This window comes from Stappia sp. P2PMeth1 (genome assembly GCF_900185735.1).
In the GTDB taxonomy this organism is placed as follows: domain Bacteria; phylum Pseudomonadota; class Alphaproteobacteria; order Rhizobiales; family Stappiaceae; genus Stappia.
Map to the genome: position 1 here is coordinate 1 of NZ_FYAW01000041.1, position 13038 is coordinate 13038.

At 66.5% G+C, this 13038-nt stretch carries 10 protein-coding genes; 4 read left to right on the top strand and 6 right to left on the bottom strand.

Annotation, left to right across the window (positions count from 1 at the left end; translation table 11 throughout):
* Window positions 1–823 precede the first annotated feature (823 nt).
* From P2PM1_RS22185 to P2PM1_RS22195, 3 genes are all read left to right on the top strand, one after another.
* Entirely contained in the window at window positions 824–2851 is a 2028-nt protein-coding gene (locus P2PM1_RS22185; RefSeq protein WP_186400596.1) for an EAL domain-containing protein, read from the top strand.
* Window positions 2852–3024: 173 nt separating this feature from the next.
* Complete coding sequence (locus tag P2PM1_RS22190; RefSeq protein ID WP_186400597.1) at window positions 3025–4629, top strand: PAS-domain containing protein; 1605 nt, start codon at window positions 3025–3027, stop codon at window positions 4627–4629.
* Window positions 4626–5447: a response regulator gene (locus P2PM1_RS22195; RefSeq protein ID WP_186400598.1), complete on the top strand. Its 822-nt coding sequence runs from the start codon at window positions 4626–4628 to the stop codon at window positions 5445–5447. The genes P2PM1_RS22190 and P2PM1_RS22195 overlap by 4 nt, the downstream gene beginning before the upstream one ends.
* Window positions 5448–5635: 188 nt before the next feature.
* Here P2PM1_RS22195 and P2PM1_RS22200 read toward each other — a convergent pair whose 3' ends face one another.
* The 4 genes from P2PM1_RS22200 to P2PM1_RS22215 form a co-directional block, all read right to left on the bottom strand.
* The gene (locus tag P2PM1_RS22200; RefSeq protein ID WP_371328866.1) at window positions 5636–6436 is read right to left on the bottom strand and encodes an amino acid ABC transporter ATP-binding protein; all 801 of its coding nucleotides are present in this window, start codon (window positions 6434–6436) and stop codon (window positions 5636–5638) included.
* 43 nt (window positions 6437–6479) lie between these two features.
* On the bottom strand, window positions 6480–7781 hold the full coding sequence (locus P2PM1_RS22205) for an amino acid ABC transporter permease (protein ID WP_186389344.1): 1302 nt from the start codon (window positions 7779–7781) through the stop codon (window positions 6480–6482).
* Between the two features lie 4 nt (window positions 7782–7785).
* Window positions 7786–8988 carry an amino acid ABC transporter permease gene (locus tag P2PM1_RS22210; protein WP_186389343.1) on the bottom strand — a complete coding sequence of 401 codons (1203 nt, stop codon included), beginning with the start codon at window positions 8986–8988 and terminating at the stop codon, window positions 7786–7788.
* 348 nt (window positions 8989–9336) lie between these two features.
* Complete coding sequence (locus P2PM1_RS22215; protein WP_186389342.1) at window positions 9337–10353, bottom strand: amino acid ABC transporter substrate-binding protein; 1017 nt, start codon at window positions 10351–10353, stop codon at window positions 9337–9339.
* A 297-nt stretch (window positions 10354–10650) separates the two neighbouring features.
* Here P2PM1_RS22215 and metC point away from each other — a divergent pair, with 297 nt between their 5' ends.
* On the top strand, window positions 10651–11829 hold the full coding sequence (gene metC, locus P2PM1_RS22220) for a cystathionine beta-lyase (RefSeq protein ID WP_186400599.1): 1179 nt from the start codon (window positions 10651–10653) through the stop codon (window positions 11827–11829).
* Between the two features lie 58 nt (window positions 11830–11887).
* Here metC and P2PM1_RS22225 read toward each other — a convergent pair whose 3' ends face one another.
* Together P2PM1_RS22225 and P2PM1_RS22230 are read right to left on the bottom strand one after the other, a co-directional pair.
* Window positions 11888–12214, bottom strand: a complete 327-nt coding sequence (locus P2PM1_RS22225) for a lipid-A-disaccharide synthase N-terminal domain-containing protein (protein ID WP_186389340.1) — start codon at window positions 12212–12214, stop codon at window positions 11888–11890.
* Window positions 12211–13038, bottom strand: coding sequence for a glycosyltransferase family 2 protein (locus P2PM1_RS22230; protein ID WP_186400600.1), 828 nt, complete (start codon window positions 13036–13038; stop codon window positions 12211–12213). The genes P2PM1_RS22225 and P2PM1_RS22230 overlap by 4 nt, the downstream gene beginning before the upstream one ends.

Consider the following 13038-nt stretch of genomic DNA (forward strand, 5'->3'; position numbering starts at 1 on the left):
CCGGGAACCTTGATGACTACGGGTGCAAACCCGACCCCGGCACGGTCGCCGGCCGCTGGTCTCCCGGACGGGTGTGTCCGGGAGACCACCCAAACTCTACCACCAATGCAAACAAACAACCCCGGCCAAGCGCAGCGCGCGCCGGGGCCTATTGGCTGCCAGAGCGGCGGCGAGGACGCGCCCGCGCGAACCCCACGCTCAGCCTGTCGTCCCGGTCTCAGTGAAGCCGAAGACCGGGCCCCAGTAACCACAGGTCGCGAGGATCAAGCTTCGGCGCTACCGCCGGGCGGTCGGAGGCTGCTGCCCTCGCACAATCATGCAGCCCCAGCGGATACTGGATACCTGCCTTCGCAGGTATGACAGCCGTGGAATGGAGCGAACGCCTTTCGTCTCACGTCCGCCTGACGGCGCTTGCCGTGTCCGTTCCTGACCCCCTTCATCCTCCGGCACAGCCCCTCCCCGCGTCCTCCCGGACGGCGCGTCAGCGCCGAGCCGGGACCGGCGAGCCGAGGGCCTGCCCGAAACGCTCCCGGCCATCCCCACGAACGTTCGTGGCTCTCCGGTCCCGGATCGTCGGCCTTCGGCCTCGTCCGGCAAGACGCCGGGAGAGGCAGGCGCGAGGGGGCGGAACGGCGGGCACGCGCCCACCCTCGCAGGTAGGACGCGGACGGAGCGACACGCCCCCCCACCGGCACCGGAGGAAGCAGTGAAGAACGGCAGCCAGCCGGCGGTCATGCAGAACGCATTAACGATTGGCTGTTTAGGCTCGCTGCCGAGTTGGCTGGACCGCAAGATCGGGTCCGCAGCGGGAAATGGACGCCGAATGATGAAATCGTTTCTCGGTTTCGCCGAAAATATACGGTTCTCGCTGCAGGAAGCGTTCATCGCGCTGGTGCCCATCATCGTCCTGATCTCGGCGCTGCGGCTGATCGATTTCGCGCTCCTGTATAGCGGGCTCGCCATCCCCTTCCTGCCGCCGGAGACGCTGGCCGAGGTCACCAATGTGCTCGACATCGCCATGCCGGTGGTGCTGGCGATCTCGGTGGCCTACCAGCTCTCCATCCTGTTCAGGATCGACCGGGTGACCGGCGCGGCCCTGGCGCTCGCCGTGTTCTTCTTCGACAGCTACGGCACCACCGGGATCAGCAATCCGCAGGCCACGGCCCTTGCCTCCCTCAACGCGGTGGTCGCGCCGCTGCTGGCGCTGCTGATGCTGCGCGCCTGCGCCCGGCTGCCGTTCCCGCGCCTCCAGCACGGTGCGCTGAGCTACAACCTCCAGAACGCGCTCAACATGGCGCTGCCGGCGCTGATCGGCTTCATCGCCACGCTCGGCCTCCTGAACCTGCTGCACGAGGCGGCGGCCATCGCCTATGGCTGGCTCGCTCCGAGCTTTCTCGGCTTCGGTTCGGAACTGGCGCTGACGCTCTATCTCGCCGGCTCGCAGGCCATCTGGTTCTTCGGCCTGCACGGCACCAACCTCGCCTATCTCGCCGTGCCGCCGGACTTCGGCTCGGCCGAGATCGTCGGCGGCCTGACGCGCGACATGTTCATGACCTCGTTCGTCAATCTCGGCGGATCGGGCACCACCCTCGGCCTGGCGCTGGCCATCCTGCTGTTCTCGCGCCACCCGCACATGCGCTCGATCGCCCTCGTCGCCCTGCCCTTCACGCTGTTCAACATTTCGGAGGTTCTGGTCTTCGGCCTGCCGATCGTGCTGAACCTGCGCCTGCTGCCGCCCTTCGTGCTGGTGCCGATCGCCTGCCAGGTCGTCGCCATGACCGCGATCACCCAGATCGGCCTCACCGCCTTTTCAGCCGAGGTCCCCTGGGTGACGCCGCTGTTCCTCAACGTCTACCTGCAGACCGGCGAGGCCTGGACGGTGCTGCTGCAGATGGGCCTGCTGGCGATGAGCACCCTGCTCTACGCGCCCTTCGTGCTGCGCTACGGACGGGCCCGCGGCGGCGTCCAGGACCAAGCACTGCTCAATGACGGCGCCGATTTCGACGACCATCTGCGCCGCCAGCACGGCCGCACCGTGCTCGACCAGCAATCGGCGCTGCTGCGCAACAGCGAGGCCGCCCGCGACGCCGTCGACTTCGTGCGCGAGAACCAGCTCGCCCTGCATTACCAGCCGGAGATCGACGCACGCACCGGCGCCTGCATCGGCTTCGAGGCGCTGCTGCGCGTCTGGGTCGAGGGGCGCGGCTTCGTCGGCCCGTATTTCCTGGAAACGCTGGAAAACGCCGGCTTTGCCCATCTGATCGACCGCTGGGTCTGCCGCCAGGTGCTGCAGGACCTGCCCGTGCTGCTGCAGACGGATCGCGACATGGTGCTCTGCGTCAACCTGCATCCCGACACGATCGCCGACGGCGCCGCGGTCGACTGGCTGGTGCGGGCCTTCACCGGCATGCCGGTCAGCTTCGAGATCATCGAGCGGGGCCTGCGCAACGATCCGGCGATCGTCGACAACCTGCAGCGCCTCGCCGATGCCGGCCTCAGCGTCGCCATCGACGATTTCGGCGCCGGCCACTCCAACTTCAACCTGCTGGCGGACCTGCCGGTCGGCACCGTCAAGTTCGACCGCTCGCTGCTGCTCAGCGCCGCCGACGAGCGCGGCCGCATCGTCTACCGCAAGCTCACCAGCCTGTGCCACGACCTCGGCTACAAGGTGGTCGCCGAAGGTGTCGAGACGCAGGACCAGGCCGACCTCGTCACCGCCTGCGGCGTCGACATCATCCAGGGCTGGTTCTACGCAAGGGCCATGCCGCTCGAGGAGGCCCTCGCCTTCGCCGGGAGACTGGAAGCAAACACGCTCGCGGCGGCCGAGGCGGTCGCGCTGCCGCCCCGCTGAGGAAGGACCGCGGCGACCCGAGCGGCCGGCGCTGGAACCTAATGAAACTCAGTATTTCCCCTAGGGAACAAAAAAGACATTGTTAAGCCAGATGACGGTTTCCGCTTAGAATCACCGCGAGTTTTGTTCAGACTGTATTTCGGGAAGGACCAACTCGACGATGAGGCTGTCACTTGCGTCATTTCATCCGGAAGGGAAGCTCCGAAAGCGCCGTACTCCGGCATCTCCTGGCGACGATGCACCAGGGGATCACCGTGATGGACCCGCAACTGCGCCTGGTTCTGGTCAACGAGACGGCCTGCCGGCTGCTCGACCTGCCGCAGGAGCTGATCGAGAGCACCCCCGATCTGGAAGAAGTCCTGCGCTTCGTCGCGCAGCGCGGCGAATACGGTCCCGGCGACCCCGAGGAGCATGTGCGCCAGCGCCTTGCCCTGGCCCTCAGCCGGGAGATGTTCGACTTTGAGCGCCCGCGCCCCGACGGCACGGTGCTCAGGGTCCAGGGCACGCCGATGGCGGACGGCGGCTTCGTGACGATCTACACCGACGTCACCGAGGCGCGGCGGCGGAACGACGCCGTCGCCGAGGCGCGCGACATCCTGGAGGAGCGGCTGGAGGAACGCACCGCCGAGTTGCGGCGCGGGCGCGACCTCCTGGTCAGCACGATCAATGCCGTCAATGACGGCCTCGTCGTCGTCAGCGACAACGGCCGCATCATGCTCACCAACGACACGTTCGACCGGCTGTTCCCCAGCGAGACCCCCTGGAAGGACGCCAATGCCGATATCGTCGAGGTGATGCAGCGGCTCGGCCCGGCTGGCCTGGCCGAAGCCCTCGAGGGCCTGGAGGACGATCCGGAGATCCCCTGCGAGTTCGCCTTCGGCGATAGCTGGTTTCGCGTCAGCCGCCGTGCGACGGGCAACAACGGCACGCTGATCTACCGCTTCGCCGACATCACCACCTACAAGATCCAGCACCGGACGCTGCAGCAGCACACCGACAAGCTGGTCAAGATGCTGCGCAACGAGCAGCACATCAACGAGATGCAGCGCGAGTTCGTGTCGATGGCCTCGCACGAGTTCCGCACCCCGCTCGCCATCATCGACAGCAACGCCCAGCGGCTGCGCCGTCTGCTCGACCGCTATGTCGAGCTGGTCCCCGAGCCGATGCCCGACACCGAAGCCCTGGTCAAGCGCCTGGCCAACATCCGGGAATCGGTCGACCGGATGCAATATCTGATCAACCGCTTCCTCAACTTCACCAAGCACCAGTCGGGAACGCTGGAGATCCAGCGCAAGGCCACGCCGCTGCGCCAGATGATCGAGGAGATCTGCCGCCGCCAGCAGGGGCTTTGCGCCACCCACCGGATCGACATCGATGTCGATCGGCTGCCGGAGAGCGCCAGTATCGACAGCCGGCTGATCGAGCAATGCGTCGGCAACATCCTGTCCAACGCCATCAAATATTCGCCCGGCCGCAGCGAGGTGCGGGTGCGCGGCTTCACCGAGGGCCGCTTCGCCGTCCTGCGCTTCGAGGATGACGGCCTCGGCATTCCGGCCGACGAGATCCCGAAGATCTTCAACCGCTATTACCGGGCGTCCACGTCCAGTGGCATTCCCGGTACCGGCATCGGCCTGCACATGACGGACATGGTCGTGTCCGAGCATCGCGGCCGATTGACCGTCACCAGCGAGGTGGGCAGCGGCACGGTCGTCGAGATCCGCCTGCCCCGCACCCCCGCCCGCGCCGGAACCGTCACCGAAAAGGAGGCCGTCAGATGACCCGCAAGCCGAGGATCCTGTGCGTCGAGGACGAGACGCTGCTGCTGGACGATCTGCAGGAGGAACTTCAGGACGCCGGCTACGAGGTGCTCGGCGCCGGCAACGGCAAGGAGGCGCTGGACTGCCTGCGACGGCAGACGCCGGACCTGATCCTGTGCGACATGATGATGCCGGTGATGAGCGGGCCGGAACTCCTGTCCTGCGTCCGCAGGGAGCTGCCGCAGCTCATCCGCGTGCCGTTCATCTTCCTCACCGCCCTTGCCACGCGCGAGAACATCATCAAGGGCAAGAAGCTCGGCGCCGACGACTACCTGACCAAGCCGCTCGACTTCGACATGCTGCTGGCGACGGTGGAGGCGCGGCTGAAGGAGGTCGACCGCATCAACAGCGCGCACCGGGCGCAGCTCATGCAGATCGAGCAGGCCATCCGCCAGACCCGGCAGTCGCGCGGCCCGCTGCGCGTCGCCATCATCAGCGGCATACCGAAGGTCATCGAGCCGATCCGCGCGGCGCTGGAGGAACTGGGCTGCGAGATCACCCTGGTGCCGGAGGACAAGCTGAAGCACAAGAGCTACAACTTCGACAGCCAGGACATCGTCCTGCTGGTCTACAGCAAGATCGTCCACTTTTTCCTGCAATACATGACCCGCACGGGGGTGCGCCCGCCGCAGGGCAAGATGGTGCTGCTGGCGCCCGCCAGCATGAACGACTCGCTGCGCGCCGGCCTGATGGAGACCGGCATCGACGGCTTCCTCGACTATCCGTACCGGCCCGTCGATGTCTTCAAGCTGCTGATGGACCGCCTGCAGCCGGCCTGACCGGCGCGGTTAAGCGAAGGTGGCGGCGCGGGCCCTGCGGCCCCCCGAAACAAAAAAACGCGGGCTCGCGGCCCGCAAAACGGAAAAGGCGCGGGCTTTGCGGCCCGCGCCTTCTCCGTTCCCCGATGCCCCCCATCTGCATGGCGAGCACCCGGCGCCGCCCCCCGACAGCGCCAGGCGACCCGGCGTCAGTGCAGGATCTGGCTGAGGAACAGCTTGGTCCGCTCGTGCTGCGGATTGGTGAAGAACGGCTCCGGCTCGTTCTGTTCGACGATCTGGCCGGCATCCATGAAGATGACACGGTTGGCGACCTGGCGGGCGAAGCCCATCTCGTGGGTGACGCAGAGCATGGTCATGCCCTCCTCGGCGAGGCTGACCATCACGTCGAGCACTTCCTTGATCATCTCCGGATCGAGCGCCGAGGTCGGCTCGTCGAACAGCATGATCTTCGGGCTCATGCACAGCGAGCGGGCGATCGCCACGCGCTGCTGCTGGCCGCCGGACAATTGGCCCGGATACTTCTTCGCCTGCTCCGGGATCTTGACCCGCTCCAGGTAGTGCATGGCGATTTCCTCGGCCTTGGCCTTGGGCATCTTGCGCACCCAGATCGGCGCCAGCGTGCAGTTCTCCAGGATCGTCAGATGCGGGAACAGGTTGAAGTGCTGGAAGCACATGCCGACCTCGCGGCGGATCTCGTCGATCTTCTTGAGGTCGTCGGTCAGCTCGATCCCGTCGACGATGATCGAGCCCTTCTGGTGCTCCTCCAGGCGGTTGATGCAGCGGATCATCGTCGACTTGCCGGACCCGGACGGGCCGCAGATGACGATGCGCTCGCCGCGCATCACCTTGAGGTTGATGTCGCGCAGCACGTGGAATTCGCCGTACCACTTGTTCATGTTGGTGATCTCGATGGCGACGTCGGTCTCCGACACCGTCATCTTGCTGCGGTTCGCATGGATCTCGGCAGCGTCGATAGCGTTTTCAGTCATGACCAGCTCCAAACAGTGTGTCGGCTTCGCGGGGCCGCGCGCGTCAGCGCGCGTGGCCCCTGTGCAGGCGGCGCTCCATGTAGATGGAATAGCGCGACATGCCGAAGCAGAAGATCCAGAAGACGAAGGCGGCAAAGACGAAGCCCGTCGCCGGCGTGTTGGGCGAGGCCCAGTTGGCGTCCGAGAAGTTCAGCGAGACGATGCCGAGCAGGTCGAACAGGCCGATGATCAGCACCAGGCTGGTGTCCTTGAACAGGCCGATGAACGTGTTGACGATGCCCGGAATGACCAGCTTCAGCGCCTGCGGCATGATGACGAGGCCGATGCCCTGCCAGAACGACAGGCCCATGGCGTCGGCCGCCTCGTATTGCCCCTTCGGGATCGCCTGAAGGCCGCCGCGCACCACCTCGGCCATATAGGCGGAGGCGAAGAGCGCGACGCCGATCAGCGCCCGCAGCAGCTTGTCGAAGTTGACCCCGTCGGGCAGGAACAGCGGCAGCATCACCGAGGACATGAACAGCACGGTGATCAGCGGCACGCCGCGCCAGAACTCGATGAAGATCACCGAGACCAGCTTGACCGCCGGCAGCTTCGACCGCCGTCCCAGCGCCAGCAGGATGCCGAGCGGGAAGGAGGCGACGATGCCGACGATGGCGACGACCAGCGTCACCAGCAGCCCGCCCCAGAGCTGGGTCTCCACCGACCTCAGGCCGAAATCGTAAGAGATGACGGCGAAGACCAGTGCCAGCGCCAGGTAGAAGCCGGCGACCACCGTCAGCGGCGAGGCCGGCGCGATCCCGGCATTCCGGCAGATCAGCGCCACCACGGCCAGCGACAGCGCCGCCAGAACGGCGAGGCCGATCCAGAAATTGCCCGAGAGGCCGACATTGCCGCCGGTCAGCAGGATGAAGCCGGCGATCGGGAAGACGACGAGCAGGTAAAGCACCGTTTCACGCTTGAACGGCACCCGCGGGATCGCCGCCGGCACCAGGCCGGCGATCAGCAGCAGGCCGGTGAGATCCACCCGCCAGCGTTCGGCGATCGGGTAGCGGCCATACATGAACTGGGCGAACTTGGCGTTGACGAAGGCCCAGCAGGCCCCCGCCCCTTCCACGACGCAGGCCTCCCGGTTCGAGCCGGTCCACACCGCGTCGATGAACAGCCAGTTGATCGTCGGCGGCAGGATCAAGGCCAGCATGGCGATGCCCAGCACCGTCATGATGGCGTTGCCGACGCTGTCAAACAGGTTCTGCCGGACCCAGCCGACAACCCCGGTCTCGGAGACGGGCGGCGGCATGCGCGGCGCCTCGTCGGTTCGCACATAGGCGATTTTCGACACGCTCATCGCCCTACCTCTCCACCAGCGCCATGCGCGAATTGTACCAATTCATGAAGCCCGAGGTGAGCAGCGACAGGGTCAGGTAGACCAGCATGGTGATGATGATCACCTCCACCGCCTGGCCGGTCTGGTTCAGCACCGTGCCGGCGAACACCGCGACAAGGTCCGGATAGCCGATGGCCACCGCCAGCGAGGAGTTCTTGGTCAGGTTGAGGAACTGGCTGGTCAGCGGCGGAATGATCACCCGCATCGCCTGCGGGATGATGACGAGCTGCAGGGTGCGCCGGGGCCGCAGACCCAGCGAATAGGCCGCCTCGGTCTGGCCGTGCGAGACGGCGAGGATGCCGGCACGGACGATCTCGGCGATGAACGCCGCCGTGTAGAGCGCAAGGCCCAGCAGCAGGGCCATGAATTCCGGGATGATGACGACGCCGCCGCGGAAGTTGAAGCCCGCCAGTTCCGCATAGGCAAGGTCCACCGGCATGCCGGTGACCAGGAAGACCAGCAGCGGCAGGCCGATGATCAGCCCGAGCCCGACGAAGACGCTCGGAAACTGCTGGCCGGTCGCCTGTTGCCGCTTGCGCGCCCAGCGGGAGATGCCGATGGAGGCGGCAATGGCCGCAAGCAGCGCCCAGAGAATCGCGGACGAGCCCGGCTGGCCGATCACCTCGGGAAGGATCAGGCCGCGATTGTTGAGATAGACCCCCGATATCGGCTCCAGCGACTGGCGCGGCGAGGGCAGCACGGAAAGCACCGCCTTGTACCAGAACAGCAATTGCAGCAGCAGCGGGATGTTCCGCAGCATCTCCACATACCAGGTGGCGATCTGGCGGATCAGGAAGTTCTTCGACAGCCGCGCGATGCCGACGATGAAGCCGAGCACCGTGGCAATCACGATGCCGATCACCGCCACCAGCAGGGTGTTGAACAGCCCGACCAGGAAGGCGCGGAAATAGGTGCTGTCGTTGGAATACTGGATCAGCGACTGGGAGACGTCGAAGCCGGCGCGCTCGGAGAGAAATCCGAGGCCGGAGGCGATCCCCGCCCGTTCCAGGTTGATCTTCGCGTTCTGGGCGAAGTAGGCAAGCATCCCCAAAAGGAAGGCGACGACCAGGACCTGGAAGACAATGCCGCGCACGCGCGGATTGTAGAACCAGGATGCGCCGGATCCGCCGCCTGCTTGCTCGCGCTCGGCAGAGCTTGCAGGTGTCATGTCAGACAGGTTCCCCTCGCCGGTTCGCTGTGTTCAGCGTTACCCGAAATCCGCTGTTCTCAGCGCAACCCCTAAATCACCGGCCCGTTTTCGGGCCTGGCCGGTCCGGTGTTCCGAACTCGGTCACGTGGTGTGCATCCCGGTGTGGCGACTTTGAACCACGCCTCGTTTGGCGGCGACCGCCAGAGCGTCTGTCAAACTCGAGAACCGCACCGGAACCGTAAACTTGCCGGTCGCCCTTTTCATCCGGCTCGTTGCGAGCCTGCCGCCAAACGGGACGACCTTCGGATGCGGGTGACCACAGCGGAAGAACCCGGCGCGAGGATCGCGCCGGGTCCGGTCATCGTCTTAGCGGATCGGCGGAGCGTATTGCAGGCCGCCCTTCGACCACAGCGCGTTCACGCCGCGGGCGATGCCGAGCGGGGTCTCCGGACCGACGGTCTTGTCGAAGACTTCGCCGTAGTTGCCGACATGCTTGATGATGCGGGCCGCCCAGTCGTTGCTGAGGCCGATCGACTCGCCGAAGTTGCCTTCGGTGCCGAGCAGGCGGCGCACGTTCGGGTCCTCGGACCCCTTCATCTCCTCGACATTGGCCGAGGTCACGCCGAGTTCCTCGGCGTTCAGCATGGCGTAGTGGACCCACTTCACCAGGTTGAACCACTGGTCGTCACCCTGGCGCACGGCGGGGCCGAGCGGCTCCTTGGAGATGATCTCCGGCAGCACCATGTGCTCGCCCGGATCGGTGAGCTGCAGGCGGATCGAGTAGAGGCCCGAGGCGTCGGTCGTGTAGACGTCGCAGCGGTTGGCGTCGTAGGCGGCGTTCACCTCCTCGAGCTTCTCGAACACGACCGGATTGTACTCCATGCCGTTGGCCCGGAAGTAGTCGGTCAGGTTCAGCTCGGTGGTGGTGCCGGTCTGCACGCAGACGGAGGCGCCCGACAGCTCCAGCGCCGAGGAGACGCCGAGCGACTTGCGGACCATGAAGCCCTGGCCGTCATAGTAGTTGACGCCGGTGAAGTTCAGGCCGAGCGTCGTGTCGCGGCTCATCGTCCAGGTGGTGTTGCGCACCAGCACGTCGACTTCGCCGGTCTGCAGCGCGGTGAAGCGCTCCTTGGCGGTCAGCGGGGTGAACTTGACGGCGTTGGCGTCGTCGAAGATCGCCGCGGCAATGGCCCGGCACATCTCGACGTCAATGCCGGTCCACTCGCCCTTGTCGTCCGGAGCGGCAAACCCGGCGAGGCCGGTGTTGGAGCCGCACTGCAGGAAGCCCTTCGCCTTGACGTCGTCGAGCGTCGCGGCGGACGCAGCGGTGGCCGTCAGGCCGAACGCCGCGCCGAGCACGATCGGAAGCAGTTTATGCGTCATGGATATGCAGCCTTCTCTTTTGCCCTGTCTATTCTGGGTTTTTTCGAGATCACGCGCGCGGGATACAGGATGCGGCCATGTTGCGTCTGCGAAAAGCAGTGTCGGCACAGGATACCCCCTCCCGGCATGTCCGCAGCCTTGTTGTTATCTGGCCATCGGAAATGCCACCGTCATCTCATGAGTGCATTCGATGGCATTTATCGCTAAGGGTCAAGAGCCCGACGCACCGTAAGGTACGATTTGCGAAAAATTTTTCGCTATCTGAAAATCCAGTCAACATCCCGCGAAAGGTAGTGCATGTCTGCGTCTCAGTCGAACCGCGCCCGTGGTCTTGCCACGAAGCTCTCTCACGCAGGTCGGGAGCCCAGTGCGTTCCACGGATTCGTCAATCCGCCGGTGGTTCACGCCTCCACCGTGCTGTTTCCGGACTGCGCGACCATGCTGTCCGGCGGCCAGACCTATCACTATGCCCGGCGCGGCAATCCGACCACCGACGCGCTGGAAGAGGCGCTCGCCGAACTGGAGGGCGCGGCCGGCGTGCGTCTTGCCGCCTCGGGGCTCAATGCGGTCGCGGTGGCGCTGCTGTCCTGCCTGTCGGCCGGCGATCATGTGCTGATCACCGACAGCGCCTATGGCCCGACGCGCCACTTCGCCGACACCACCCTCACCCGCTTCGGCGTCGCCGTCGACTATTATGACCCGGCGCTCGGTGCCGGCATCGAGGCGCTGTTCCGGCCCAACACCCGCGCGGTGTTGACCGAGGCGCCGGGCTCGCTCAGCTTCGAGATGCAGGACATTCCGGCGATCGCCAGTGTCGCCCATGCGCGCGACGCGCTGGTGATCATGGACAACACCTGGGCAACGCCGGTCTTCTTCGATGCCATCGGCCATGGCGTCGACCTGTCGGTGCAGGCCGGCACCAAATATCTGATCGGCCATTCCGACGCGATGCTCGGCACGGTGGCGGCGAGCGAGCGGGCCTGGCCGCGCCTGAAGGAGACCCACGGCGCGCTCGGCATGCATGTCGGGCCGGACGACGTCTATCTGGCCTTGCGCGGCCTGCGCACGCTGGAGGTGCGCCTGCGCCGGCACATGGAGAACGGTCTGGAGATCGCCCGCTGGCTGGAAGAGCGCCCCGAGGTCGCCCGCGTGCGCCATCCCGCCCTGGAGAGCGATCCGGGCCATGCCATCTGGAAGCGCGATTTCACCGGCGCCTCCGGCCTCTTCGCCTTCGACTTCGTCGACAGCGTCAGCGAGGCGCAGAGCCACGCCTTCCTCGATGCGCTGGAGCTGTTCGGCCTCGGCTATTCCTGGGGCGGCTTCGAGAGCCTCGCCATTCCGGTGCGGCTCAAGGGCGCGCGCACGGCAACGCCGCTGCCGACCGGGGGCCCCAGCGTGCGCCTGCATATCGGCCTGGAGGACACCGCCGACATCCGCGCCGACCTGGAAGCGGGCTTCGCGGCGCTGCGCGGCTGAGCCGGGCAGCCTCGGTTGGCGCCAAGCGAGGGGGCGGCTTCCCGCCCTCTCGCTCGCCTCAGATGTTCGGGTCCTGCCGCTTCTCGCGGAAGATCAGCCAGATGTTGCGGAAGTAGATCACCAGCCCCAGCCCCTGCCCGGCGATGAACACCGGGTCGCCGGCCTGGATCGCATAGACCAGCAACAGGCTGCCGCCGGCGATGGAGAAGAACCAGAAGGCCACCGGCACGATCGACCGGCCGACCCGCTCCGAGGCGATCCACTGCACCACGAAGCGCATCATGAACATCGCCTGGGCGACGAAGCCGAGCGCCACCCAGCCGTCGAATCGCTGGATGAACACCAGATGGAACCAGGCGAGAAGATCGCTCAGCATGCCAGTCATATCCCTGTTTCCTCAGGCATCGCCCGGTCGCGAACGGTGATCTCGCTGACCTGCGGCACCCGCTTGCGGCGGCGGCGCAGCCACCACACGCCGTAAAGGTCGAGCACGCCGACCAGCGCCCGGTCGAGAATGCCGTATTTGGAAGTGCCGTGCCGGCGGTGCCGGTCGACGATGTCGACATGGGTGACGCCGTAGCCCTCGCGCAGCACCAGGGCCGGCAGGAAGCGGTGCCAGCTATCGAAATAGGGCAGCCGCAGGAACACCTCGCGCCGCACCGCCTTCAGCCCGCAGCCCGAATCGCGCGTCTGGTCCTTCAGCAGCCGCCCGCGCAGCCCGTTGGCAAGGCGCGAGGCCTGCCGCTTCGCCCAGCTTGCCTTGCGCCCGGTGCGCTGGCCGGCGGCAAGCGCGACGCCGTCGCCGGCCGCCTCCAGCGCGGCGATCAGCGCCGGGATATAGGCCGGATCGTTCTCGCCGTCGCCGTCGATGGTCACCACCACCGCGCCGCGCGCCACCTGCAACCCGCTGCGCACCGAGGCGCTCTGGCCGCAGGACACCGCATGCCGCAGGGCGCGCAGGAACGGGCGGCTGCGCATCAGCTCGGCGAGCACCTCGCCGGTGTCGTCGCCCGACCCGTCGTCGACGACGATCACCTCGAAGCCGCGCCCGTCCAGCGCCGCGGCGATCTCCTCGATCAGTTCCGGCAGGTTGTCGCGCTCGTCCTTGGCCGGCACGATCACCGAGATGTCCGGCGCCGGGATCTCCGGCGCCGGGATCTCCGGAACCGCGGTCTCCGGCGCGCTGGCGCCGGATGTGGAAGCCGTCAT

Bases quoted from the DNA above. Each gene is read 5' to 3' on its own strand.
- P2PM1_RS22185 (WP_186400596.1), top strand. From the start codon at position 824: ATGATGAAATCGTTTCTCGGTTTCGCCGAAAATATACGGTTCTCGCTG.
- P2PM1_RS22195 (WP_186400598.1), top strand. From the start codon at position 4,626: ATGACCCGCAAGCCGAGGATCCTGTGCGTCGAGGACGAGACGCTGCTG.
- P2PM1_RS22200 (WP_371328866.1), bottom strand. From the start codon at position 6,436: ATGACTGAAAACGCTATCGACGCTGCCGAGATCCATGCGAACCGCAGC.
- P2PM1_RS22205 (WP_186389344.1), bottom strand. From the start codon at position 7,781: ATGAGCGTGTCGAAAATCGCCTATGTGCGAACCGACGAGGCGCCGCGC.
- P2PM1_RS22210 (WP_186389343.1), bottom strand. From the start codon at position 8,988: ATGACACCTGCAAGCTCTGCCGAGCGCGAGCAAGCAGGCGGCGGATCC.
- P2PM1_RS22215 (WP_186389342.1), bottom strand. From the start codon at position 10,353: ATGACGCATAAACTGCTTCCGATCGTGCTCGGCGCGGCGTTCGGCCTG.
- metC (WP_186400599.1), top strand. From the start codon at position 10,651: ATGTCTGCGTCTCAGTCGAACCGCGCCCGTGGTCTTGCCACGAAGCTC.
- P2PM1_RS22225 (WP_186389340.1), bottom strand. From the start codon at position 12,214: ATGACTGGCATGCTGAGCGATCTTCTCGCCTGGTTCCATCTGGTGTTC.
- P2PM1_RS22230 (WP_186400600.1), bottom strand. From the start codon at position 13,038: ATGACGGCTTCCACATCCGGCGCCAGCGCGCCGGAGACCGCGGTTCCG.